General features: G+C 70.8%; 20 protein-coding genes. 11 read left to right on the top strand and 9 right to left on the bottom strand.

Annotated features, from left to right (window positions below; all coding sequences use genetic code 11):
• Window positions 1-72: 72 nt before the first annotated feature.
• The 4 genes from Q0283_RS08175 to Q0283_RS08160 all read right to left on the bottom strand — a co-directional run bounded on the left by Q0283_RS08175 (window position 73) and on the right by Q0283_RS08160 (window position 5,156).
• Complete coding sequence (locus Q0283_RS08175) at window positions 73-1,482, bottom strand: aldehyde dehydrogenase family protein (protein WP_183529485.1); 1,410 nt, start codon at window positions 1,480-1,482, stop codon at window positions 73-75.
• Between the two features lie 99 nt (window positions 1,483-1,581).
• Window positions 1,582-3,093, bottom strand: coding sequence for an APC family permease (locus Q0283_RS08170; protein ID WP_183529108.1), 1,512 nt, complete (start codon window positions 3,091-3,093; stop codon window positions 1,582-1,584).
• A gap of 271 nt (window positions 3,094-3,364) precedes the next feature.
• Window positions 3,365-4,297, bottom strand: a complete 933-nt coding sequence (locus Q0283_RS08165; protein ID WP_183529110.1) for a helix-turn-helix domain-containing protein — start codon at window positions 4,295-4,297, stop codon at window positions 3,365-3,367.
• Between the two features lie 262 nt (window positions 4,298-4,559).
• Window positions 4,560-5,156: a TetR/AcrR family transcriptional regulator gene (locus Q0283_RS08160; RefSeq protein ID WP_183529112.1), complete on the bottom strand. Its 597-nt coding sequence runs from the start codon at window positions 5,154-5,156 to the stop codon at window positions 4,560-4,562.
• Window positions 5,157-5,379: 223 nt separating this feature from the next.
• Here Q0283_RS08160 and Q0283_RS08155 point away from each other — a divergent pair, with 223 nt between their 5' ends.
• From Q0283_RS08155 to Q0283_RS08145, 3 genes are all read left to right on the top strand, one after another.
• Window positions 5,380-7,383 (top strand): primary-amine oxidase, encoded by a 2,004-nt coding sequence (locus tag Q0283_RS08155; protein WP_298044161.1) that lies wholly within the window; start codon window positions 5,380-5,382, stop codon window positions 7,381-7,383.
• A gap of 55 nt (window positions 7,384-7,438) precedes the next feature.
• Window positions 7,439-8,041, top strand: a complete 603-nt coding sequence (locus tag Q0283_RS08150) for a hypothetical protein (RefSeq protein ID WP_183529116.1) — start codon at window positions 7,439-7,441, stop codon at window positions 8,039-8,041.
• Window positions 8,042-8,146: 105 nt separating this feature from the next.
• Entirely contained in the window at window positions 8,147-9,931 is a 1,785-nt protein-coding gene (locus Q0283_RS08145; protein WP_298044160.1) for an amidohydrolase, read from the top strand.
• 153 nt (window positions 9,932-10,084) lie between these two features.
• Here Q0283_RS08145 and Q0283_RS08140 read toward each other — a convergent pair whose 3' ends face one another.
• From Q0283_RS08140 to Q0283_RS08130, 3 genes are all read right to left on the bottom strand, one after another.
• Window positions 10,085-11,635 (bottom strand): GMC family oxidoreductase, encoded by a 1,551-nt coding sequence (locus Q0283_RS08140; protein WP_298044159.1) that lies wholly within the window; start codon window positions 11,633-11,635, stop codon window positions 10,085-10,087.
• A gap of 343 nt (window positions 11,636-11,978) precedes the next feature.
• Window positions 11,979-13,454, bottom strand: a complete 1,476-nt coding sequence (locus tag Q0283_RS08135; protein ID WP_183529122.1) for an aldehyde dehydrogenase family protein — start codon at window positions 13,452-13,454, stop codon at window positions 11,979-11,981.
• A gap of 102 nt (window positions 13,455-13,556) precedes the next feature.
• A complete protein-coding gene (locus tag Q0283_RS08130; RefSeq protein ID WP_298044158.1) occupies window positions 13,557-14,390 on the bottom strand; it encodes an alpha/beta fold hydrolase in 834 nt (277 codons plus the stop codon).
• Between the two features lie 146 nt (window positions 14,391-14,536).
• Here Q0283_RS08130 and purB point away from each other — a divergent pair, with 146 nt between their 5' ends.
• The 4 genes from purB to Q0283_RS08110 all read left to right on the top strand — a co-directional run bounded on the left by purB (window position 14,537) and on the right by Q0283_RS08110 (window position 18,458).
• Entirely contained in the window at window positions 14,537-16,030 is a 1,494-nt protein-coding gene (purB, locus tag Q0283_RS08125; protein WP_298044157.1) for an adenylosuccinate lyase, read from the top strand.
• Window positions 16,031-16,049: 19 nt separating this feature from the next.
• On the top strand, window positions 16,050-16,775 hold the full coding sequence (locus Q0283_RS08120) for a trimeric intracellular cation channel family protein (RefSeq protein ID WP_255459705.1): 726 nt from the start codon (window positions 16,050-16,052) through the stop codon (window positions 16,773-16,775).
• Window positions 16,776-16,894: 119 nt separating this feature from the next.
• Complete coding sequence (locus Q0283_RS08115; protein ID WP_183529126.1) at window positions 16,895-17,755, top strand: methylenetetrahydrofolate reductase; 861 nt, start codon at window positions 16,895-16,897, stop codon at window positions 17,753-17,755.
• Window positions 17,756-17,948: 193 nt separating this feature from the next.
• Window positions 17,949-18,458: a septum formation family protein gene (locus tag Q0283_RS08110; protein ID WP_183529128.1), complete on the top strand. Its 510-nt coding sequence runs from the start codon at window positions 17,949-17,951 to the stop codon at window positions 18,456-18,458.
• A 169-nt stretch (window positions 18,459-18,627) separates the two neighbouring features.
• Here Q0283_RS08110 and Q0283_RS08105 read toward each other — a convergent pair whose 3' ends face one another.
• Together Q0283_RS08105 and Q0283_RS08100 are read right to left on the bottom strand one after the other, a co-directional pair.
• Window positions 18,628-19,725 (bottom strand): hypothetical protein, encoded by a 1,098-nt coding sequence (locus Q0283_RS08105; RefSeq protein WP_298044156.1) that lies wholly within the window; start codon window positions 19,723-19,725, stop codon window positions 18,628-18,630.
• Window positions 19,726-20,093: 368 nt separating this feature from the next.
• Window positions 20,094-21,521 carry an aminomethyl transferase family protein gene (locus Q0283_RS08100; protein ID WP_298044155.1) on the bottom strand — a complete coding sequence of 476 codons (1,428 nt, stop codon included), beginning with the start codon at window positions 21,519-21,521 and terminating at the stop codon, window positions 20,094-20,096.
• A 157-nt stretch (window positions 21,522-21,678) separates the two neighbouring features.
• On the opposite strand from Q0283_RS08100, the gene Q0283_RS08095 reads away from it, so the two are divergent.
• The 4 genes from Q0283_RS08095 to Q0283_RS08080 all read left to right on the top strand — a co-directional run.
• Window positions 21,679-22,173, top strand: coding sequence for an acyl-CoA thioesterase (locus tag Q0283_RS08095; RefSeq protein WP_298044154.1), 495 nt, complete (start codon window positions 21,679-21,681; stop codon window positions 22,171-22,173).
• Window positions 22,174-22,264: 91 nt separating this feature from the next.
• The gene (locus Q0283_RS08090; RefSeq protein WP_298044153.1) at window positions 22,265-22,471 is read left to right on the top strand and encodes a hypothetical protein; all 207 of its coding nucleotides are present in this window, start codon (window positions 22,265-22,267) and stop codon (window positions 22,469-22,471) included.
• A gap of 222 nt (window positions 22,472-22,693) precedes the next feature.
• Window positions 22,694-22,927 (top strand): heavy-metal-associated domain-containing protein, encoded by a 234-nt coding sequence (locus tag Q0283_RS08085; protein ID WP_183529134.1) that lies wholly within the window; start codon window positions 22,694-22,696, stop codon window positions 22,925-22,927.
• A gap of 133 nt (window positions 22,928-23,060) precedes the next feature.
• On the top strand, window positions 23,061-23,870 hold an 810-nt coding region (locus Q0283_RS08080), incomplete at its 3' end, for an HAD-IC family P-type ATPase (RefSeq protein ID WP_298044152.1).

The following is a 23,870-nucleotide window of genomic DNA, read 5'->3' as shown; positions in this document are numbered from 1 at the left end:
AGCACTCCTGTTCACCGACGAATCCCACTCCTGGTGTCGCCCGGCCGGGTTGCCCAGCCGGCGGGACTCAGCTCACCAGCTGGTGACCTTGGGAAGGGCCACGGACTTCAGGCCCTCGAGGCCGAACTCCAGGCCGTACCCGGACCTCTTCACCCCGCCGAAGGGCACCCGCGGGTCGATCGCGCCGTGCTTGTTGATCCACGTGGTGCCGGCCTGCAGCCGGGCGGCCACCGCACGGGCCGCCTCCAGGTCGGTGCCCCAGACCGAGGAGCCCAGCCCGACCTCCAGGGCGTTGGCCCAGTCGATGACCTCGTCCAGGTCCGAGTACTTCACGATCGGCAGCGCCGGGCCGAACTGCTCCTGGGCCACCAGGGGGTTGTCGTTGTCGATGTCCGCCACCAGCGTCGTGGGGTAGAAGTACCCGGCCTGGTCCGCCTCCGGGTCCCCGCCGGTCAGGATCCGCGCCCCGGACGCCCGGGCCTGGTCGACCAGCGAGGTGACGATGTCGAACTGGGCCTTGTTCTGCAGCGGGCCGAGCACGTTCTGCTCGTCCATGCCCACGCCCATCGGCATCTTCTGGGCCACGTCCACCAGCGCCTCGCACACCGCCTCGTACTGCGACTCGTGCACGTACAGGCGCTTGAGCGCCGCGCAGGTCTGGCCGGTGTTGATGAACGCCCCCCAGAACAGGCCCTCGGCGATCGCCTCGGGGTCGGCGTCGGGCAGCACGATCCCGGCGTCGTTGCCGCCGAGCTCCAGGGTCAGCCGCTTCAGGGTGTCCGCCGCCGAGCGCATGATCGCCTGGCCGGTGGAGGTCGATCCGGTGAACATCAGCTTGTCGATGTCCTGGTGCGCGGTCAGCGCCGCCCCGAGCTCACCGCCGCCGGGCACCACCTGCAGCACGCCCTCGGGCAGCACCTGGTTCAGCACCGCGGCCAGGCCCAGCACGGACAGCGGGGTGTACTCGCTGGGCTTGAGCACCACGGTGTTGCCCATCCGCAGCGACGGGGCGATCTGCCAGATCGAGATCATCATCGGCCAGTTCCACGGCCCGATCGCCCCGACCACGCCCACCGGTACGTACTCCAGCACCGCCGTGCCGGACTCGTCCTCCACCAGCACCTCGGGCTCGATCTCGAACCCGGCGTTGGCGCGCAGCCACCCGGCGCAGGCCCCGACCTCGAACCGGGCGTTGGGGCCGTTGAGCGGCTTGCCCTGCTCACGGGAGAGCAGCTCGGCCAGTGCCTCCGCGCAGGCCTCCACGGCGTCGGCGGCGCGGTTCAGGTACTCCGAGCGCTCGGCGTGGGACCTCGCCGCCCACTCCGGCTGGGCCTGGCGGGCGATCTCCACGGCGGCGTCCAGGTCCGCCTCGGCATGCTGCGGGGCGCGCCCGACGACGGCCCCGGTGGCCGGGTCCTTCATCGGGACCCCCTGCCCCTCGGGTGCGGAGATGGCGGACAGCAGGTTCTCGTAGGTCGTCAGGTCGGCGGCGGTGGTGGTCTCGGTGGTCATGGGAGGTCCTTTCCTCGGGAGTTCAGGGTCGGTATGCGATGGTGCGGTTCAGGCTGTTGCGGGGTCAGGTCAGTCCAGCTCACCGCCCTGCCCGATGCCGCGGTAGGTCGCCGGCCGCTCGGACCGCAGCCACCAGGCCCACAGGGTGCCGAAGAGGCCGGGCACCAGCACGATGGCCGGCAGCAGCCAGCTCAGGACCGTGACGCCCTCGGCGCCGATCAGGACGTTGAAGTTCACCACGATCAGCACGAAGAGGACGACGAGGCCGATCGCGGCCAGGCCCGGGGCGATGAGCCGGGTCCACACGGAGTACTCACCGGTCAGGCGCCGCAGGTACCCGACCACGGCCATCGAGGCCAGGGCCATCAGCAGCACCAGTCCGAAGGCGCCCATGTTGGTCAGCCAGGTGAACAGGGTCAGCACGGGGAACAGTGGGTCGTCGGAGCCGGCACCGGCCAGACCGAAGACGAGGATGACCACGAGGGCCAGCGCCGACTGGGTCAGGGAGCCGGCCACGGGCGCCCCGGAACGGGCACCGGTGTGCTCCAGCGCGCCGGGCAGGACGCGCTCGCGGCCGAGGGCGAAGAAGTACCGGGCCACGATGTTGTGGAAGGCCACGAGGGCCGCGAACAGGCTGGTGATGAACATCAGGTTGGCCAGCGTCACGAACCACTCCCCCGCGTGCTCGGCCAGGAACACGAACATCAGGTCCGGTCCGAACTCCTGGGAGCGGGCGATGACATTCGAGGCTCCCTCGCCCACCACCATCGCCCACGCGGAGAAGCCGTAGAACAGGGCGATGACCGAGATGGCGATCAGCGTGGCGATCCCGGCGGTGCGCTTGGGGTCCTTGACCTCCTCGTTGTAGATCGCCCCGGACTCGAAGCCCATGAAGGCGGCGATCGAGAACGCCAGGGCGGCGCCGACGCCGGAGGCGAACAGCTGGTCCGGGACCAGTCCGTCGGCGGTGACGCCCTCGGGAGCCGTGCCGAGGGCCAGCACGTCGTAGACGATGACCACGAGGAATTCGGCGGCCACCACGATGCCCAGGACCTTGGCGGAGAGGTCCACCCGGTTGACGCCCATCACGCCCACGACCACCCAGGCGGCCAGGGCGCACACCCACCACGGTAGCGAGATCCCGGCCGTGCCCTCCAGGAAGGAGGACAGGGCGAAGCCGAACAACCCGGCGATGCCGATCTGCATGCAGTTGTAGGCGACCACCGCCACCAGCGAGGCCCCCACGCCCACGGGCTTGCCCAGGCCCTTGGCGATGTAGGCGTAGAAGGCACCGGCGTTGTGCACGTGGCTGCTCATCGCGGCGTAACCGATGGAGAACAGCACCAGCACGACGCCGAGCACCAGGAAGGACAACGGGATCCCGACCAGCGAGGTGACCGCGAAGTTGCTGGGCACGCCGCCGGCCATGACCGTCAGCGGCGCCGAGGCGGCGATGATCATGAAGACCAGCGCCGGGATGCCGATCCGGCGGGCGCCGAGGCGGCCGTCGTCGGCCGGCTGCGTCTCGGGACCGGGGTGCACGGAGTCCCCGTGCTTCCGGGTGGTGGTGGACTGGGACATGTCGTCTCCTGGGGTCATCCGGGGGGATCCGGAACGGGTGCCGGGGCTGATGAGACATCAGCGAGGATGGTCACCCAGCATGCCGTGCCGCACGCGCCGGGTCTTGGCCGTGGGGGCAGGACACTTGACGATTCGTGCACGGCGCGGCCGTGGTGAGGGTCCCGACGGCGGCCCGGCCGCGGGCGCGACAGGCACCGGTCGCGGGCTTGGCCGTCACCGGCTGCGGGCCGGACGGCACTGGTTGCGGTCGTCAGGGTCGACTCCGGCCGGTTCAGAGGTGGTCGCGGCGGTACTGGGCCGGGGACTGGCCGAACTCGGCGCGGAACACCCGCGAGAAGTGCGCCGGGTCCGCGAGGCCCCAGCGGGCGCCGACGGCTGCCACGGGCACGTCCCGGTGCAGCGGGTCCTGCAGGTCCCGGCGGCACTGTTCCAGCCGCCGTTCCCTGATCCACCGGGCCACCGTGTGGTCGGTGGTGGCGAAGAGCTGATGCAGGGCCCGGGTGGAGATGTAGTGCGCCGCCGCGATCATGTCCGGTCCCAGGTCCGGGTTGGCCAGCTGGGACTCGATGAAGTGGTGGATCCGGCGCAGCAGTCGCGACTGCTGGGTGCTGTCCGCCTCCTGACGCGAGTAGAGCTCGTCCGCCATCACGGTGGCCAGCAGGTCCACGACGTTGAGGGCCAGCCGGTGACCGATCGGCCCGTCCAGGGTCGGCAGCATCGCACCGATCTGCGTGATGAAGGGGGCGACGGCCTGCCCGAGCCGGTGGCCGGCGCCCATCGTGGTCGCCGTGAGCTCCCGGACGTCATCGGTGGACAGGCCGGCGAGCTGGCGGGGGAACATCAGCACGAGGGTCGAGAACTCCTCGTCGAACGACAGCGAGTAGGGACGCTCGGTGTCGTAGATCGCCAGGTCCCCCGGCTGCAGCAGGGTCTCGCGCCCGTCCTGGACCAGAAGCCCGTGACCGCTGACCTGTAGGTTGAGCTTGTAGTACCCCGGCCCGGCCTGGCCGATCAGGTCCGGAGTGCGGAGTACGGCATGGGACCCGGCCTGGACGCGCATGATCGCCAGTTCCCGCAGGTGCCTGCCGGCGAGGTGCCCCGTGAACGGGCCCGGGCGCACCTGTTCGGCGGCGAGCGGCACGAACGACTCGGAGACGAGCCGGCGCCACTGGACGAAGTCCGAGGCGGTGTCCTGCTGGTACATGGTGATCCTCCTGGAGAGACGAGCGGGGCACCCGGGCGGGCCGGGGCCGGCTCCGGTGGCTGACCACGCCATCGGGGGTGTGGCGCAGGTCACCGTGAGGACCACTGTAGGCGGCAGGACGGCGCCCGTCACGGTTTTCTCTCCACTGGGAGGAAAACCTCAGGCGCCGGTGCACCCGGGGCGCTGCGGTGACAACCGGAGATCAGTGCCGGGAGCGTGGAGTCAGCGCCGGGCGCGTGGAGTCAGCGCCGGGCGCGTGGGGTCAGCGCCGCGCGCGCAACCGCTCCAGCTGGGCCGCCAGTTGCCGCTCGAGGTCGGCGGGCGCGGTCGCCGACCGGTCGATGACGGCGGAGATCTGGCTACCGAGGAGGAAGTTCAGCAGCACGTCGCCGACCCCGGGGATGTCCACGCCCGGCTCCAGCTCGCCGGTTGCGCGCGCCTGCTCCATCCAGCCGGTCATGGACCGCCGCCACTGCGCCATCGAGGCGTTGTTGAGGTCCGCTCCGCGCGGATCGTGGGCGGCCTCCTGCCAGAAGGAGATCACCACGCGGGCCTCGTCCAGCCGCTCGGCGTCCAGGGGCAGCACCTCGCGACAGAAGGCCTCCAGCGCCGCCAGCCCGCCCAGGTCGCGGGTCGCCACCTCGACGCGACGGTTCGTCCGGTCGAAGACGAAGGCGTAGGTCGCCTCGATCAGCTCGCCCTTGGTGGGGAAGTAGGGCTTGAGGGCGCCGTTGGCGAAACCGGCCTCGGCCGCGATCTGGCGCATGGTGGCCCCGGAGAGGCCATGCCGGGCGATGATCCGCCACGTGGCCTCGACCAGCTCCTGCCGGCGCTGCCCGTGGTCTACCACCTTCGGCATCGCCATCCCCCTCTCCCGCGCCCCGCAGCGCGCCGCGGGACCGGCCCGCCGTCGTCGGGATCATTGTGCCACCGCGCCGCTCCCGCCCGGGGCGCGATCTCGGCGACGACACACCCCTTGCCCTCGGGGCCATCCCGAGCTTATTCTCTACAACTGTAGATGGAAACGTGACGCACTTCACTGTGACGTCGACCCCAGGCTCTCCTCCCCGAAAGGTCCGGACATGACCACCACCAATTCCGGTACTCGCGACGACACCGTGCTCTCCGCGGACTCCGCCCCCGGCGCCTACGCCCTGCAGACGCCCGAGGAGATCGCGATCGTGCGCGAGGTCCTCGCCGAGGCCGGGCTCTTCTCCGAGTCCATGCGCATGGGGTACCTCGGCCTCCTCGACCCGGCCCGCGGCACTCCCGCCGACGCCCCGGTCGACCGCCGCTTCCGCGTCTTCCTGCTGAACACCGAGCACGGCCGTTCCCACGACGTCGTCGTCTCCGCCACGCACCGCCGGGTGGAGTCGGACACGGTGCTGGACACCGAGGCCAGTGGCGAGCTGCCCGTGCTGGAGGAGGAGTTCGAGGTCGTGGAGTCGGTGCTCGCCGAGGACCCGCGGTGGCTCGAGGCGCTGGACAAGCGCGGGATCCCGGTCGAGGAGGTCCGCGTGGCCCCGCTGTCCGCCGGCGTGTTCGAGTACCCGGAGGAGAGGGGCCGGCGCATCCTGCGCGGGCTGGCCTTCCACCAGCAGCACGAGACCGATTCCGCCTGGGCCCACCCGATCGACGGCCTGGTCGCCTACGTGGACGTGGCCGCCCGGAGCGTCGACCAGGTGATCGACCTCGGCGTGATGCCGGTGCCGGCCGAGCACGGAAACTACACCGACCCGGAGCTGACCGGTCCGATCCGCACCACCCAGAAGCCGATCGAGATCACCCAGCCCGAGGGCCCGTCCTTCACCGTGACCGGGGGCAACCACGTGGAGTGGGAGAAGTGGTCCCTGGACGTCGGCTTCGACATGCGCGAGGGCCTGGTGCTGCACAACATCTCCTTCCAGGACGGCGAGCGCACCCGCCGGATCCTGGACCGGGCCGTGATCGCGGAGATGGTGGTGCCCTACGGCGATCCCTCCCCCGTGCGGTCCTGGCAGAACTACTTCGACACCGGCGAGTACCTCGTGGGCCAGTGGGCCAACTCGCTGGAGCTGGGCTGCGACTGCCTGGGCGACATCACCTACCTCTCCCCCTGGGTCGTCAACAACGTGGGTGAGCCGCGGCAGGTGAAGAACGGCATCTGCATGCACGAGGAGGACTGGTCCATCCTGTCCAAGCACACCGACCTGTGGTCCGGGATCGCCTACACGCGGCGCAACCGGCGCCTGGTGATCTCGTTCTTCACCACGGTCGGCAACTACGACTACGGCTTCTACTGGTACCTCTACCTGGACGGCACCATCGAGTTCGAGGCCAAGGCCACCGGCATCGTCTTCACCTCCGCGGTGCCGGACGGGCCCACCGACTTCGCCTCGGAGATGGCCCCTGGTCTCGGTGCCCCCTTCCACCAGCACCTGTTCTCCGCCCGCCTCGACTTCGCCCTCGACGGCGGCGCCTGCCGGGTCGAGGAGGAGGACGCGGTGCGCCTGCCGATCTCGGAGGACAACCCCCGCGGCAACGCCTTCACCCGCAAGCGCACCGTGCTGGCGACCGAGCAGCAGGCCCAGCGGGACGCCGACCAGTCCGTGGGCCGCACCTGGGTGGTCTCCAGCACCGAGTCCACCAACCGGCTCGGCCAGCCGGTGGCGTACAAGCTGCACCCCGAGGGGACGCCCACGCTGCTGGCGGCGGAGGGGTCCTCCATCCACCGCCGGGCCACCTTCGCCTCCAAGGCCCTGTGGGTCTCCCCGTACCACCAGGACGAGCGCTACCCCACCGGTGACTTCCCGAACCAGCACGCTGGCGACGGCGGCCTGCCGGACTGGACGCAGGCCGACCGGACCGTGGACGGCGAGGAGCTGGTCGTGTGGCACACCTTCGGGCTGACCCACTTCCCGCGCCCGGAGGACTGGCCGATCATGCCCGTGGACCACGTCGGTTTCCGTCTGCGGCCCGAGGGGTTCTTCGACCGCTCCCCCGTCCTGGACGTCCCTGCTCCTCGATCCGGCCACTGCTGCACCCCGGGTGAGGGCGGCACCGAGGCCCCGGCCGGAGAAGGTCATGGCTGCTGTAGCGGCCACTGAGACCACCGCATCCGGCCGGGCCGGCGGACCGGGGCGGCGGCACCGCACTCCCGCGATGCCGCACCGAAGGGTCCATACACCGGGTCCCGCCGGGGTCGCCCTGCCGCCGGGCGCGGACCGGACCGGTGTCCCCTCGCGCCTGGCGGGGCCGGTGACCCTGGCGGGCCCGGCCACCCTGGTGGCGGCCGGCCTGGCCGCGGCCTCCGTGCCGCTGCACGGCTGGATGCTGGTGGCCCACTCCCACGGCGTGGTCCTGTCCCTGCTGATGGGCGCCATGGCCCTGTGGTGCCTGTGGTGCGCGGTCGGCGCGGTCCGCCGGGGTGACACCCGGACGGCGGGCACGGCCTGTCACCGGATCCGGGCGCTGCGGCACCTCTGGGTGATGGCCGGGGTGATGGCCCTGCTGCACGTGGTGCTGCTGACCGGGGCGCTCGGTGGCGGCCACCACGGAGCCCACGGAGCGGGCGCCGGCACCGCGACGCCCGCCACGACGGGTTTCACGGCGACGGCGGTCGTCGAGCCTGGGGCCGGCGCGGGAACGTCGCTCATGCTGGCCATCGTCGCCCTGGAGGTCGCGGTCTGCTTCGCCTGCGCCCTGGCCCTGCGGACCCGCCGCCCGGGCGGCCCCCGTCCCGGCACCGCCGCAACCCGGCCGTGAGCCGACAGTGGCCCGAGCGTGACCCGCTGAGCGTCACCCGAGAGTCACCCGCCGACCGTCACCTCACCTGCTGACTCCATGAACCACACGATGAAGGGAACGCACATGTCCTCACCCTCACCCTCCCCCTTCCCCTCCCCCTCCGGCGATTCGACGCCGGGTGGCGCGCCCGCCCGGGAACCGGCCGGGCCGGCGTCGGGCTCCGACGGACCGCTGGTGCTGACCGGATCCCGCATCTTCACCGCCGACCGCGACCACCCCTGGGTGGAGGCCCTGGCCGTGGCCGGGGGGCGCATCCTCGTGGCCGGCTCGCTGGCCGAGGCCCGGCAAGCGGCGGGACCGGACGCCGAACTCGTCGACCTGCAGGGCGCGCTCGTGATGCCGGGCTTCTGCGACGTGCACATCCACCTCGGCCTCGGCGGCCGCCAGCTCGCCTGGGAACTGCCGGTGCTTCCGACGGACACCGTCGAGGGGATCCTCGCCAAGGTGCGGGAGTGGAGCACCGCCCTGCAGCCGGACGACTGGGTCGTCGGTGGGATCGTGGGGTCCACCGTGATGGACACCCTCACCGACGTCGGGATGCTGGCGGCCCTGGACGAGGCCTCGGGCGGGCGCCCGGTGATGCTGCGGGACGACTCCATGCACAACCGGTGGGTGAACTCGCGGGCCTTGGAGCTGATGGGGGTCGGCCCGGACACGCCCGATCCCCAGGACGGCACCTATGTCCGTGACCACGAGGGCCGGCTGACCGGTGTGCTGTGGGAGATGGCCTCCCAGGTGGCCGAGGCGACGGTGGCCGACAGCATCCAGGACCTGGACGCCTACCTCCGCCGCGCCCTGCAGGAGGGCCTGCGCGCGGCGCACTCCTTCGGCATCACCTCGGTGCAGGAGGCGGCCACGATGGAACCCACCCTCCGGGCGCTGCACCAGATGGACACCGCAGGTGAACTGACCGCGTGGGTGGTGGCCTCCATGCCGGCCCAGCAGTTCCTGGAACCCGGAGCCGTGGGACCGGAGCTGTTCGAGGCCGCCGAGCAGTACCGCAGCACCCACGTCCGTCCCGACTTCGCCAAGTACGTCCTGGACGGGGTCCCGATGACCCGCACCTCGGCCATGCTGGGCCCCTACCGCTGCTGCGCCGACCATCACTCCCCCGAGGACCGCGGGCACCTGATCTGGGATCCCGAGGAGCTCCGCGCTTCGCTGGCGGACACCGTCGGGCGGGGCCTCAGCGCCAAGCTGCACGCCACCGGCGACGCCGCCGTGCGGATCGTCCTCGACGCCGTGGAGCACGTCCGCCGCACCCACGGCGGGCAGCCGCGGTTCCACGTGGCGCACGCCGAGTACATCGCGCACGAGGACCTGCCCCGGTTCGCCGAGCTGGACGTCGTGGCGGACGCGTCCCCCTACATCTGGTACCCCTCGGTCATCCAGTCCTCCATCTCCCAGCAGGTCAGCGAGGAGGTGTTCGAGCAGAGCTGGCCGATGCGGGATCTCGTGGATTCCGGGGCCGTGGTGGCGGCCGGTTCGGACTGGCCGTGTGCCCTGCCCAGCCCGGACCCCTGGGTGGGGCTGCAGACCATGGTCACACGCCGCAGCCCGGACGGGTCCATGCCCGGTGCCCTGAACGCCGACCAGGCCCTGACAGTGGAGGAGGCCGTGGCCGCGTTCACCCGGGAACCGGCCCGCGCCATGGGCCTCGGTGACGTGACGGGCCGACTCGCCCGGGGTCTGGCGGCCGACTTCATCGTGGTGGACCAGGACGTGTTCACGGTGGATCCGGAGGACATCCACCGGACCCGGGTGCTGCAGACCTGGTTCGCGGGGCGTCCCGTCCACACCGCCGCGCAGGACGAGGAGCCCGTCGCGGCCGGCGCACCCCGCGACTGAGACTCACCGGGACCAGCCCGGTGGCTGGTCCTGTCCCCCTGAACGGTGCTGGGAGGGACGATTCCAGCCACCGGACGATGACGGCGCCGCACCTGCGCAGGGTGCGGCGCCGCCGTCGTGGGTGGGCCGAAGAGGTGACCCGGAAGCGCCGGCTCAGAACGGGGTGACGCCGGTGATCGCCGCGGCGGCCTTCTCCCCGATCAGCACGGAGGGGGCGTTGGTGTTGCCGGTCGTCACCCGGGGCATGATCGAGGCGTCCGCCACCCGCAGCCCCCGCAGGCCGTGCACCCGGAAGGTCTCGGGATCCACCACGGACTGTGCCCCGGTGCCCATCGCGCACGTGCCGACCTGGTGGTGGTAGGTCGTGGTGGTGTTGCGGATGTACGCGATCAGCTCATCGTCCGAGTCACCCACGGCCGGGCCGGGGAAGACCTCCTGCGCGCCGAGCTCCTGCAGGGCGGGCCGGGCCGCGATGGACCGGCACTGGCGCAGCGAGAACAGCATCGCTTCCAGGTCCTCGGGTGCGGTGTACGCGCCCAGGTCGATGCGCACCGGGTCCTCCGCCTCGGGCCCGGACAGCGTCAGGCTGCCCCGGGAGGCCGGCCGCACGATCCCCGCCAGCAGGGAGAACCCCTCCTCGGGCCCCTCCATGAGCTCGCCGGCGGTGTTGGTGTACATGGGCACCGAGAAGAAGATCGGCTGGGTGTCCGGCACGTCCATCACCGGTGAGGACTTGGCCCAGTAGTGCACCTGGGCCACCGCCACCTCGGGCGCCGGCTGGGGCTGTTCGGTGGTGCAGACCACCGGCACCAGCAGGTGGTCGTGCAGGTTGCGCCCGACGCCGGGCAGGTCCAGCACCACGTCCACACCCACCTCGCGCAGGTGCTCGGCGGGGCCCACGCCCGAGCGCAGGAGCAGTTCCGGCGAACCGATCGCCCCGCCGGTGAGGACCACCTCCCCCGCCTCGACCGTGAACCGCTCCTGCCCGCGCGCGAACTCCGCACCCGTCACCGCGCCGTCCTGGATGAGCAGTCGCCGGGCGTGAGCGCCCGTGACGAGGGTGAGCCTCGGATGGTCGGCGATCGGCTTGAGGTAGGCCCGCCAGGTGTTGAAGCGCTTGTGGTCCCGCAGGTTCAGCTGCATCCACCCCACGCCCTCCACCGAGCCGGCGTTGTAGTCGGCGTTCCGGGGCACGCCCTCCTGGACGGTGGCGTCGTGCATGGCCTGCTGGACGGGGTGGCGCGGGTAGTCCGTGGTGACGTCCAGCGGGCCGTCCTGGCCGCGGACCCCGGGCTCGCCGTCCGCGTAGGCCTCGATGGCCCGGAAGTACGGGAGCACCTCGTCCCAGGACCAGCCGGTGCAGCCGTCCTGGGCCCAGCCGTCGAAGTCGGCCCGGTCGCCCCGGACCCAGATGGTCGCGTTCAGGGCGTGCGAACCGCCGAGCACCTTGCCCCGGGGGAGGTGGACGCGGCGATCGTTGAGTTCGGGCTGGGGCTCGGTGAAGTAGTTCCAGTCCACGTCCGAGCCCCACAGGTAGCCCAGCCGGGAGACGTCGTCGATGTCCGGGTTGATGTCGTGGTCTCCCGCCTCCGCGAGGGTGACCGTGTGCCCGGCGTCCAGGAGCCGGCGGGCGATGACGCAACCGGCGGAACCGGCTCCGATCACCAGGAAGTCAGTGGGTTCTGTGGGGGTGGTCTCGGGCATCGAGGCGCTCCGTTCCGGGTCGGTCAGTGCTCTTGGCCGTGCCCCGGGCAGGCCACTGCGGCACCGCCCGGGACACGGTGATAGGCGTCACCGTAGGCAGGCCCGGGGCCACGTCGATTGCCTTTCCGCGCGTAGTCCATGACGATCCGCGCACGAACGACGGCGGCGTCGCACCGGGATGGTGCGACGCCGCCGCCGGAGGGGATGACGCCGGGGGCCGGAAGGCCTCGGACGCATCAGGTGTGGGATTCGTCGGCCAAGGATGCCCTCATGGCCGACGAATCCCACTCCTGATGTCAGGCGGCGGGGTTCAGGGACGATCCCCCGCGGCCGGTCCGGCCATTCAGAGGCGCTTGACGCCGATGGTGTGGGCGGTGGTGAACTCCTCGATGGCCCATTCACCGTTGAACCGGCCCAGCCCGGAGTTGCGCTCGCCGCCGAAGGCCACGTGGGCCTCGTCCTGGACGGTCATCTCGTTGACGAACGTCATCCCGGCCTTGACCCGCTGGGCGAACCGCACCCCGCGGTCCAGGTCCTGGGTGAACACCGCCGAGGACAACCCGTAGACGTGGTCATTGGCCAGCTGAAGGGCGTGGTCCTCGTCCTCGGCCTTGAGCACCGCGACCATGGGGCCGAAGATCTCCTCGCGGGCGATCTCCATCTCCGGGCTCACGTCGGTGAACACGTGCGGGGGCACGACGCGGCCGGTGATCTCGCCCTCGACCGCGACCGTCGCCCCCGCCGCACGGGCCCCGTCGATCTTCTTCTTGAGTCCCTCGAGCTGGGAGTCGTTGACCACCGGGCCGACCAGGGTGCCCTCGGCGGCCGGGTCCCCGAACTTCACCGACTGGGCCGCGGCGGTGAACTTGGCCACGAACTCGTCATAGACCGGGGCCTGGACGATGATCCGGTTCACGGACATGCAGATCTGGCCCGAGTGCAGGAAAGTACCAGGAATGGCCTGGCCGACGGCGGCGTCCAGGTCCGCGTCGTCCAGCACCACCAGCGGGGCGTTGCCACCCAGTTCCAGGGAGACCTTCTTCAGGTGCTCCCCACTGGTGGCCACGGTGCCCACGTTCTGGCCCACCGGGGTGGACCCGGTGAAGGAGATCAACCGCGGCACCGGGTGCGCCACGAACGCGTCCCCGATCTCCGAACCGGCACCCACCACCACCGAGAGCACTCCGGCCGGCAGCCCGGCCTCCTCGAAGACCCTGGCCAGCAGCAACCCGCCGGTCACCGGGGTGTCCGAGGCCGGCTTGATCACCACGGCGTTGCCCACCGCCAGGGCCGGGGCCACCGAGCGCTGGGACAGGTGCAGCGGGAAGTTCCACGGGCTGATCACCCCCACCACCCCCACGGGCTTGCGGTAGACCCGCATCTCCCGGTCCGGGGTGTTCGAGGGATGAATGGTCCCGTGCACCCGGGTCGGGAACGAGGCGGACTCGGCCGTGATGCCCGCGGCCAGGGACACCTCGATGTTGGCCTTGAGCATGGTCGCCCCGCCCTCGGCGACCAGCCAGGACACGATCTCCTCGCGGCGCTCCTCCAGGATCTCCCCGGCCCGGCGGATGATCCTGGCCCGCTCGCCCGGGGCCATCGCGGCCCAGCCGGGCTGGGCGGCCTCGGCCGCACGGTAGGCCTCGTCCAGGTCCTCTCCCGAGGCCTGCCGGATCCGCGCCACCACCTGGTCGTTGAACGGGTTGGTGTCCGTGTTCACCTTCTCCGAATGCCCCGCCCGCCACTCACCGGCGATGAACTGGGTGTCCACCGGCTGCCCGGCGAACGTGGCGGTCGTGGTCTCTGCAGTCACAGTCATGAAACTCTCTCCTTCGAGGAAACGCCGACGCCGGGGGAAGACGCCGTGATTGATGGTCTATCAGAGAACGCTGGCGGGAACCTGCATATCGACGACCACCACTCAGTCCCCGGCCAGGTAGTCCAACACGGCCCGCGCCACCCCCTCGGGGTTCTCGAGCGCGAGATCGTGGCCGGCGCCGGCGATCGTGCCCAGCCGGGCGTCCCCGAGGCGCCGCGCCATCTCCCCGGACAGTTCCGGTGACAGCTCGAGGCTGTGCTCACCGCGCAGCAGCAGCACCGGGCAGGAGATCGCGTCGATGGCGTCCCACAGCACGGCCGGGTCCACGCTGTCGAGCGAGCCGACCAGCCCCCGGGCGTCGAAGCGCCAGCGGTACCGGCCGTCGTCGCCTCGCACCAGGCTCTGCTCGACCGACCGGCGGACGAGGTCGGGACGGGCCCGGGGACCACCGGAGCGCAGGGCGAGCGCCTCGGCCACGGTGCCGTGGGACGCGGCTCCGAGCTCCTGCAGGTACTCGCGCAACCAGGCCTGGAGCTGGCCGTCGGCGGTCTTCGGCGCGGTGTCGGCGATGACCAGCCTCCCGAACAGGTCGGGCCGCCGCGCCGCGGCCAGCAGGGCCACGGTGGCTCCCATCGAGTGCCCGATCACGACGGGGCGGTCCAGGCCGACCGCCTCCAGCCACGCGATCAGGTCCTCGGCCATGGTGGACCGTGCGTAGTCCCCGGCCCAGTCGCTCAGTCCGTGCCCGCGCTGGTCCAGCACCCAGACCTGGTGGGTCACCGCCAGTTCCGCCACGGCCGGGTCCCACTCCCGGGCATGGCCCAGGAGTCCGTGGAGCATCACGAGCGGAGTGCCGCCGGGGCGGCCGACCACGCGGTAGTGCAGCCTCAGCCCCCGCACCTCGGCCCAGCGCGACCCGTCCGGGAACTCGTCCACAGGCTCCGTCCCAGCCGTCCCGCTCCCAGCCGTGCGCCTCCACGGCCACCCGAACCTCGATCTCTTCGCCATGTCCACAGCATGGCCGATCCCACGCGTGAAGCAGTCAGCATGTCGGCGTCGCGGCGCGTGGGAGAATATGGGCCATGCCTGAGTCCTCCACGCCGCAGTCCGCCTCCGCCACCGGTTCCGCCGCGGGTTCGCCCGCAGCGTCGGCCGCCGCCCCCGCGTCGCAGGGCCCGACGCCGGCCCGCCAGTCCCTGGCCGACGCCGGCATCCCGCTGGGCCCGCTCGACGGACGGTACCGCGCCGCCGTCGCGCCGCTGGCGGACCACCTGTCCGAGGCCGCGCTGAACCGCAACCGCATCCACGTGGAGGTGGAGTGGTTCATCCACCTGGCCAACCGCCAGGTCCTGCCCGGACTGTCCCCGCTGACGCCGGAGCAGGAGGCGGGACTGCGGGCCGTCGTCACGGACTTCGGCCCCGAGGGCGTGGACGAGCTGGGCTCGATCGAGGCCAAGACCGTGCACGACGTCAAGGCCGTGGAGTACTACATCGGCCGCCGGCTCGAGGGCCTCAGGCTGGCCCATCTGACGCCGCTGGTGCACTTCGCCTGCACCTCCGAGGACATCAACAACCTCTCCTACGCCGTGGGCGTGCGCGACGCGGTGCTGGACGTCTGGCTCCCGGGTGCCCGCACCGCCGTCGGGACCATCCGCGAGCTGGCCGCGAGCGCGGCGGGCGTGCCCATGCTCTCCCGCACCCACGGCCAGCCGGCCACGCCCACCACGCTGGGCAAGGAGATGGCCGTGTTCGTGTTCCGGCTGGAGCGGCAGCTGCGGCGGATCGAGCAGCAGGAGTACCTGGGCAAGATCAACGGCGCCACCGGCACCTACGCCGCACACCTGGCCGCCGCGCCGGGCGCCGACTGGCAGGAGGTCTCCCGCACGTTCGTGGAGCACCTCGGACTGACCTGGAACCCGCTGACCACCCAGATCGAGTCGCACGACTGGCAGGCGGAACTGTACGCGGACGTCGCCCGGTTCAACCGGATCCTGCACGGGTTCTGCGTGGACGTGTGGAGCTACATCTCGATCGGCTACTTCGCCCAGATCCCGGTGGCCGGCGCCACCGGTTCCTCGACGATGCCGCACAAGGTCAACCCGATCCGCTTCGAGAACGCCGAGGCCAATCTCGAGCTCTCCAACGCGCTGCTGGACTCCCTGGGCGCGACCCTGGTGGAGTCCCGCTGGCAGCGCGACCTCACCGACTCCACCTCGCAGCGCAACATCGGGGTGGCCCTGGGCCACTCGGTGCTGGCCCTGTCCAACGTCACCAAGGGCATGAAGCAGCTCAAGGTCGCCGAGCAGGTGCTCGCCGGGGACCTGGACGAGAACTGGGAGGTGCTCGGCGAGGCCGTGCAGACCGTGATGCGCGCCCAGGCGATCGCCGGTGTCGAGGGCATGGACAACCCCTACGAGCGGCTCAAGGACCTCACCCGCGGCCAGCGGGTGGACGGGGCGCGGATGCGCGAGTTCGTGGCCGGCCTGGGCCTGGGGCCCGACGCCGAGGCCCGCCTGATGGCGCTCACCCCCGCCTCCTACACCGGGCTGGCCGAGGAGCTGGCGCAGGGCGTCTGAGCCCGCGCCGGGGACAGCGATGATCACGCTGACGCTGTGGCGGGCGGGCGTGGAACCGGAGATCCCGTCACCCTCGAACGAGCTGGACCCGCTGGTCGAGCAGCTGGAGTCCGCGCTGCCCACCCTGCTGCTGGTCCTGGACCTGCTCGGGGTGTTCTTCTTCGCGGTGTCCGGGTCCCTGCTGGCGGCCCGGCGCCACTTCGACATCATCGGGTCGGTGTTCCTGGCGTTCTTCGCCGGCCTGGGCGGCGGCGTGGTGCGGGACCTCATCATCAACGAGGGCGTGCCGAACTCCTTCTCCAACCCGCTCTACCTGCTCCCGCCGCTGCTCGCCGCGGGCCTGGTCTACGTCCGCTTCATCCGGCAGGACCGGATGCGCCGCGGCCTGCTGGTGTTCGACGCCGCCGGACTCGCCCTGTTCTGCGTCACCGGCACCCGGACCGCGCTGGCGGCCGGGATCACCCCGGTCATGGCGATCGTGCTGGGCGTGACCACCGCCGTGGTCGGTGGGTTGCTGCGCGACGTCACGGCCAACGAGGTGCCCGAGATCTTCAACCCGCGGGGTCTCTACGCGGTGCCTGCGCTGTTCGGGGCCGCGCTGACCGCGCTGCTGTGGTGGCTGCATTGGTTCAACTGGCTGTCGCTGGCCCTGATCATGGTCGCCGTGTTCGCCGTCCGGGTCGCGTCCCTGCGCCGCCGATGGAGTGCGCCCTATGCGGACCGGGGCATCAAGGCCGCCGACTGAGCCCCACCTCTATACCTATCGCCATAGTTATATTAGTGTCGGTTCCAGCAGTGTGATCGAGACCACCGTCGGGGCGCCACCATCGGGCCCGCCGACCCGAGAACCGCCGAGGAAATGCCATGAACGCCACCCCCGCCACCGGCCGCCAGACCGTCATGACCGAGCCCTCGCTGGAGATGACCGGCAAGGACAAGGACATCGAGTCCCTGCGCGATGCCGCCTCCGTCATCCCGCAGGGCACCCGCATCAACGTCACCTTCCTCGGCAACGAGGACCTGTCCATGCGCGTCAAGGCCTCCACCGCCGCCCGGGACCTCGGCTTCGTCCCGGTCCCCCACATCTCGGCCCGCCGGCTGACCTCGCAGACGGAGCTCGTCGAGTTCCTCACCGCGCTGCGGGAGCAGGTCGGCACCACCCACGCCTTCGCCGTCGGCGGGGACCCGTCCGAGCCGATGGGGCCGTACGCCTCCTCGCTCGAGGTCATCGAGTCCGGCCTGTTCAAGGAGCACGGGTTCACGGACATCTCGATCGCCGGCTACCCCGAGGGCCACCCGGACATCACCGACGCCCAGCTCTGGGACGCCCTCGAGCGCAAGAACGCCTCCCTGCAGGAGCAGGGCCTCAACGGCACGATCCTCACCCAGTTCGGCTTCGACGTGGACCCGATCGTGCACTGGATCGAGGAGGTCCGCCGCCGCGGCATCCAGCTGCCGATCCGCGTGGGCGTGCCCGGCCCCGCCGGCATCAAGCGCCTGCTGACCTACGCCAGCCGCTTCGGTGTCTCCACCTCCGCCGGCATCGCCAAGAAGTACGGCTTCTCCCTGACCAACCTGCTCGGCACCGCCGGTCCCGACAAGCTGATCTCCGCCCTGGACGCGGCCATGACCGAGGACCACGGCGACGTGAAGCTGCACTTCTACACCTTCGGTGGCATGCGCGCGACCGCCGAGTGGATCGAGGAGTACCAGCGCAAGCACTGACCCCCTCCCCATCGCCGCCAAACCGCGCTGCCGTCGTCGGGATCCCGGCGGCGGCAGCCCTGCGTGGCGAGGGACTTCGGCAGCGCTGTGTGGCGGGGGGGTGCGGGGCCAGGGGTCGCAGCCACTCCGTGAGGACTGCGGTGGCGGCCGCGAGGACACAGACACGCGCGGTCGCCTCCGTAGAGTGGAGGACATGAGTCGTCCCCGGCCTGCGCGCGCCCTGTCCGCCCCGACGGCGGCACTCGCCCTCGCGGCCCTGCTCACCGGGTGCGGCGGTCCGGGAGCCACGGAGGAGGTGGTCGGGACGTCCACCCCGACGCCCGCCGTCTCCGCGGTGGAGACGAGCATCTTCGAACTGTCCCCGGGCCAGTGCTACGACCGGCCGACCGCGGACGGCCTCTACGCGGTCGCGGTGGTGCCCTGCACCGTGGCCCATGACCTCGAGGCCTACGCCCTGTTCCAGCTCGACGAGCCGTCCTGGCCGGGCGACGAGCGGGTGCACGGGCTTGCCGACGCCGGCTGCCGCGCGGAGTTCACCGCCTTCACGGGCACGGCCCCGGAGGACTCCGATCTCGGGTACACCATGTACACCCCGTCCTCGGGGTCCTGGTCCGAGGGCGACCGCCAGGTGCTGTGCGCCCTCCAGCTCAACAGCGGTGGCCGGTTGATCGGCTCCCAGGCCGGTGACAACGCTCGAGGCTGAGGCCCAAACGCCCCGCGTCACGGGCAGCGGTCATCACGTGCGCCAATCATCACGACCGCTAATAATCCCAGGCGCTAATCATCCTCGGATGGACGAATCAGGCCGGGAGGACCTCGGGAGATGTCCATTCTGGCCTGACATTTCGGTAGCCCATCACCTGACATTCCGGTCACCTCCGCCGAGGCACACCCGCTCGCCGCAACTTCGCCTCCAGTCTGGCCGGGTTGCGCAGGTCTTCCGCCAACCACCGCACCATGCGCAGCCCCCGGTCGCAGATGGCATCCTCACGGCGCCTCTCTTCGGCGATGACCTGCTCCGCGGAGAGCCCGGAGTAACTGCGCCGGCCCAGATACTTCGCCAGGCCGTCGAACTCCCCCACCGTGCCGGCGCCCTCCCACCAGAAGTCCGTGATGCCCAGCAGCGCGCCGTTCTCGTCGTGCACCCGATGCTGCATGTCCGGCAGGGCGAATCCGAGGTCGCGGATCACCACTCGGCTGACGGATTCTCCCGGCGACTCGGTCTCACCCGTGGCGAATCGTGCGCGAGTCAACATCCGCTCCCTCGCGGCCGCCGAGGTGCAGAGCTCCTGCAGGCCCAGGATTTCCTCCCTGGACCAGGGCGTCGGCGTGGACGCCCTCGTGTTCTTGAGTCCGGCAGGCCGGCCGGCCAGGAGGGCGTCCAGCACCGTGGCGGCCTCCGCGGGGTCCATGCGGGGGACGGTGTCGGCCAGCGCCCGGTCCAGGGACTCGACCCGGAGGGAGACTCCGGCCAGCACCAGCTTCTCGGAGGGTGTGCCACCCCGGTCCACGTCCCGGAGTGATCGCCACGCCTGCGGCCACATCCGGTGCCGCTCCGCGAACGGCGCGTGCTGGGCGCCGGGCATGCGAGCCGGCCTCCTGGCTCCCGTCGATCCGGCGCGGGCCGTCCGGACACTGACCTCTCGCGGTAACGACCACAGGCTGATCCCGTGGAGGGCCAGCGCCGTCTCCCGGCAGAACACCGCGTCACCCGCCCGCCGGGAGGCGGCGATGGCGAGCACGGTGGCCATGTACCGGCTCATCGGAAAGGCGTCGTTCCATCCCGCGCGCTCGGCGTAGGCACCCGGACGGATCCGGATGAGGTCACCACGCTCCACGGCCCTCGACAGTCGTCGGGGGTCCTGCGCAGAGGCGCCCGATGGGTCCGCCAGGATCATCGGGATGGTCCAGGCGCGCAGGGTTCCGTCCGCCTGCATGAGCACGGGATGGTGCGCGTAGAGTCCTGGCACACCTGCACGGGATGGGGATGTCGTGAGCGTCATCGGTCCAGCACATCGCGGAACGCGGTCGCCGTGCTGCCCCGGTGGCCGAGCGTGTGGACAACCCGGCCGGATGACTCCGGGAGGCGAGCTGTGGAATGACCCGCCGCCGGTCAACCATGCTCCAATGGACCATTCAGTCCGGCAGGAACCGGGGATCTGTCCGCCCCGGCATGATTCCCGGCCGACTCACCCACGACGACGGCGCCCCACCTCCGAGGAGATGGGGCGCCGCGCGCTCGGGCCGGGTCAAGATGGGGCCAGCGACCCGTCACGGGCCGCCCGCGAGGGACTACCCATCACGGGCCACCCGTCCGGATCCGGACAGCGGGCCGGACTCAGGCCTTGTAGCCGGTGCGCCAGCCTTCCTGGTAGGACTCACGCGCCACGGCGGAGTACGGCACCGGGGAGACGGTGGCGTTGACCTCGGTCTGCTGGTGCGGCTCGACGGTGGTCTTCTTCGTACCACCGTCCTCCTCGCCCCAGACGACCTTCAGCCGGGCGCCCTCGGGCACGTCCGGGTTGATGGTGGCCAGGGACAGCGCGCGCTTCTCGTTCGCCGAGTAGCCGGTGAACATGGACACGCCCACCACGGTGCCGTCGTCGTCGATCACCTTGTCGAAGTTGGACGAGCCATAGTTGGCCAGCGGCAGGTCGAAGTACTTGAAGGGGGTGCCCTCCGTGTCGTACAGCGAGGCCTGGATGCGCTGGATGTCCTCGGCGTCCCACGCCAGGGTGACCTTCTTGCGCTGGGCGGCGGGGTCCATCTTCTCCAGGGCGTCGCGGCCGATGAAGTCGTGGTCGAACTTCACGAAGGACCCGTAACCGAGCTCCCAGGGGGTGTGGTAGTAGTCCTCGATGTTGTCCGAGACGAACGATCCGGCCACGGCGTTGTTGGCCTCGTAGGAGTCGGCGCCCAGCCACTGGCGGTACTCGGCCAGCAGGCCCTCGCCGGTGTAGATGGCCGGCAGCGGGGACGGGATCCAGCCGGACTCCAGGGTGTTGGAGGGGTAGGCCCGGGAGCCCACGGCAAGCATGCCGAACTCCTCACCGGCGGCCAGGATGGCGTCGCGCATGCGGTCGTAGTCGGCGTAGGGGCCCCAGATCTCCAGGCCCGGGGCGCCGGACATGCCGTGGCGCAGGGTGCGGACCTGGGTGCCCTCGATGTTCATCCAGGACATGTTGAAGAACTTCAGCTTCTCGAGGGAGCCGCCGTGCAGCTTCTCGATGATCTCCCAGGCGCGCGGGCCCTGGATCTGGAAACGGTAGTACTCGCGCTGCACCGGCTTGCCCATGGGGCGGGAGGGCGAGCGGCGGTCCTCGACGATCTCCAGGTTCTGGTAGCCGTTCTTCTCGGCATTGAACAGCAGCCAGTTGGTGGACGGAGCGCGGCCGACGTAGACGATCTCCTCCTCGGCCTGGCGGAACATGATGCCGTCACCGATGACGTGACCGGCCGGGGTGACCGGGACATACTGCTTGGCCTTGTCCACGGCGAAGTTGGCCACGGAGTTGATGGCGGTGTCCGAGATGAGGTTGATGGCGTCCGGGCCGCGCAGGATCAGGTTGTCCATGTGGTGGGACTGGTCGAAGAGCACCGCGGAGTCCCGCCAGGCGCGCTGCTCGGAGCGCCAGTTCGAGAACTCGGGGGCCACGACGGGGTAGATGTACGCGCCGATCTGCGCATTGCGCAGGCGCTCGACGACGTTGCCGGACTCGTCCAGCACGTCCTGCAGGGACTTGGTGGTCACAACGGTTTCAGACATCGGTTCGGTCCTCTCGGATGGTCCTGCGGAGGGGGTTCTGCGAGCAGGGAGTGATCTGCCCCACACCTGCTTCGTCACCGACCATATACCTATACGCATAGGTATGTCGATACCCTCCACCCTGCCCCGCAGCCACGCCCCGGGTTACGCTCCCCCCATGACCATCCAGCCCCCGAACGAGCCCGCCGACCGCACCTCCGCCCTGCCCGTCCCCGGACCGGACGGCACCGCGCGGGCCGGCGCTGACCCCGTCAGCTTCCACACCCGCAAGTGGGTCAAGCCCGAGGACCTCAACGCCAACGGCACGCTCTTCGGCGGGTCGCTGCTGCTCTGGATCGACGAGCAGGCCGCCATCTACGCGAGCATCCAGCTGGGCACCCACCGCGTGGTCACCAAGTTCATCTCCGAGATCAACTTCGTGTCCTCGGCCCGCCAAGGGGACATGATCGAGATGGGCCTGAAGGCCACCCACTTCGGCCGCACCTCCCTCACCATGCGCGCGGAGGTCCGCAACATGATCACCCGCCACGTCATCCTGACGATCGAGAGGATGGTGTTCGTCTCGCTCGGCGAGGACGGCAAGCCCGCCCCGCACGGTTACACGGACATCACCGACGACCGGGACCGGTTGCCGATCGAGCTCCGGGACTGAACAACACCGCGATTGAACATCCCCAGGGCCGGTGTAACCGTGCATTGACACGGGAGGAAGCCGATAATGGAGACAACCGAGAGGAGACGTCATGAGCGAAGCCACCCACGAGCCGCAGACGACGACCGAGACGGTGACGGTCACGAAGACGGTGACCACCACGGACGCCGCCGACCTGGCACAGCAGCTCGTCCACGACGCCACCCAGCAGCAGGTCAGGTACGAGCACGACGACGCCAAGGCCGATGACTGGGGCAAGGCCTCCTTCCCCGCCTCGGATCCGCCGCAGAACTACTGACCACCCCGCAAGGCCCGACGGCGCCGCCGTCGCCTTCCAGCCCCGGCCCGGCCCCGGACACCCTCCGGCGCCGGGTCGTCCTGCGTCCTGCGCCACTGCCTCCTGCCTCCTGACCTGCGCGAAGACAGTTCGTCGAACTTGACCCAGGTCAAGGATCGGCCCGCCATTCCCTCGTACGTTGACGGTGTCAGCACCAGACACGACGAACGAAGGGAGTCTCAGATGACCACCGCGACCACCGCCCACACCATCTTCCGCGCCGAGGGCTTCTCCTGCCCGTCCTGCGTGGGCAAGATCGAGAAGCAGGTCGGCCGGCTCCAGGGCGTGCAGAACGTGACGGTCCACTTCGCCTCCGCCCGCATCGAGGTCGACCACGACGCGACCACGACCTCCGTCGAGGACATCGTCGCCGCCATCGCCAAGGCCGGTTACACGGCCACCCCCTCGGCCTTCTGATCCGGCCTCCCGCCCGTGACCCGCGGCGGTCACGGGCAGTGGGGGGTCGTCGCCGTCACCGCACGGACCAGCCCCCTCGCCTTAGCCCCCTCACACGCACCCCTCGCATCCACCCGGAAAGGTCGCACTCGCCGTGAACAGGCTCCAGACATGGCTCCACAGCAGCTGGTCCGTCCCCATCATCTCGGGCCTGCTCATCCTCCTCTCCTTCGGCATCGAACAGCTCGGCGGCGGCGCATGGAACGCCGCCATCGGGCCGCAGTGGTGGATCGACACCGGCGAGCACGCGCACGGCTCCGGCACAGTCTTCACCCTCGCCACCCTCGTGATGCTGGCCGCGGCCCTCGTCGCCGGTTACGGGATCGTGCGCACTGCGGTCCGCGCGCTGAGGGTCAGGGTCATCGGGATCGACCTGCTGGTGTCGATCGCGGCCCTCGGCGCCGTCCTCATCGGCAACTTCTGGGAGGCCGCGGCCGTCACCTTCCTGTTCGCCGTCGGCCACGCCCTCGAGGCGGCCACGCTGAACAAGACGCGTTCGGCGCTGACCGAACTGATCGCCGTCGCCCCGGACACGGCGATCGTGATGCGGGACGGTGAACAGGTCGAGGTCCCGGCCCACCAGGTGAGGATGGGCGAGATCGTGCTGGTGAAGAACGGGGCGAAGGTCCCGGTGGACGGCCAGGTCGTCTCCGGCACGGGCGCCATCGACGAGGCCTCCATCACCGGTGAGTCGATCCCCGTGGAGAAGGCCAAGGCGGACCAGGTCTTCGCGGGCACCGTCTCCCGCGGCGGCTTCCTGCAGGTGCTGGCCACGGGCATCGGCGCGGACACCACCCTGGCCCGTATCATCCACCGCGTGGAGGAGGCCCAGGACGCCAAGGCGAGGACCCAGGCCTTCATCGACCGCTTCTCGAGGTGGTACACGCCGGCCGTGATCGTGCTG

Source organism: uncultured Citricoccus sp., from assembly GCF_937871995.1.
Lineage (GTDB): Bacteria > Actinomycetota > Actinomycetes > Actinomycetales > Micrococcaceae > Citricoccus.
This window is presented reverse-complemented; position numbering and strand designations above follow the sequence as displayed.

Coding starts and splice junctions, on each gene's coding strand:
- Q0283_RS08170 (WP_183529108.1), bottom strand. CDS start 3,093: ATGTCCCAGTCCACCACCACCCGGAAGCACGGGGACTCCGTGCACCCC.
- Q0283_RS08140 (WP_298044159.1), bottom strand. CDS start 11,635: ATGCCCGAGACCACCCCCACAGAACCCACTGACTTCCTGGTGATCGGA.
- Q0283_RS08160 (WP_183529112.1), bottom strand. CDS start 5,156: ATGCCGAAGGTGGTAGACCACGGGCAGCGCCGGCAGGAGCTGGTCGAG.
- Q0283_RS08115 (WP_183529126.1), top strand. CDS start 16,895: ATGAACGCCACCCCCGCCACCGGCCGCCAGACCGTCATGACCGAGCCC.
- Q0283_RS08135 (WP_183529122.1), bottom strand. CDS start 13,454: ATGACTGTGACTGCAGAGACCACGACCGCCACGTTCGCCGGGCAGCCG.
- Q0283_RS08110 (WP_183529128.1), top strand. CDS start 17,949: ATGAGTCGTCCCCGGCCTGCGCGCGCCCTGTCCGCCCCGACGGCGGCA.
- Q0283_RS08085 (WP_183529134.1), top strand. CDS start 22,694: ATGACCACCGCGACCACCGCCCACACCATCTTCCGCGCCGAGGGCTTC.
- Q0283_RS08150 (WP_183529116.1), top strand. CDS start 7,439: ATGCCGCACCGAAGGGTCCATACACCGGGTCCCGCCGGGGTCGCCCTG.
- Q0283_RS08155 (WP_298044161.1), top strand. CDS start 5,380: ATGACCACCACCAATTCCGGTACTCGCGACGACACCGTGCTCTCCGCG.
- Q0283_RS08090 (WP_298044153.1), top strand. CDS start 22,265: ATGAGCGAAGCCACCCACGAGCCGCAGACGACGACCGAGACGGTGACG.
- Q0283_RS08095 (WP_298044154.1), top strand. CDS start 21,679: ATGACCATCCAGCCCCCGAACGAGCCCGCCGACCGCACCTCCGCCCTG.
- Q0283_RS08120 (WP_255459705.1), top strand. CDS start 16,050: ATGATCACGCTGACGCTGTGGCGGGCGGGCGTGGAACCGGAGATCCCG.
- Q0283_RS08145 (WP_298044160.1), top strand. CDS start 8,147: ATGTCCTCACCCTCACCCTCCCCCTTCCCCTCCCCCTCCGGCGATTCG.
- Q0283_RS08100 (WP_298044155.1), bottom strand. CDS start 21,521: ATGTCTGAAACCGTTGTGACCACCAAGTCCCTGCAGGACGTGCTGGAC.
- Q0283_RS08165 (WP_183529110.1), bottom strand. CDS start 4,297: ATGTACCAGCAGGACACCGCCTCGGACTTCGTCCAGTGGCGCCGGCTC.
- purB (WP_298044157.1), top strand. CDS start 14,537: ATGCCTGAGTCCTCCACGCCGCAGTCCGCCTCCGCCACCGGTTCCGCC.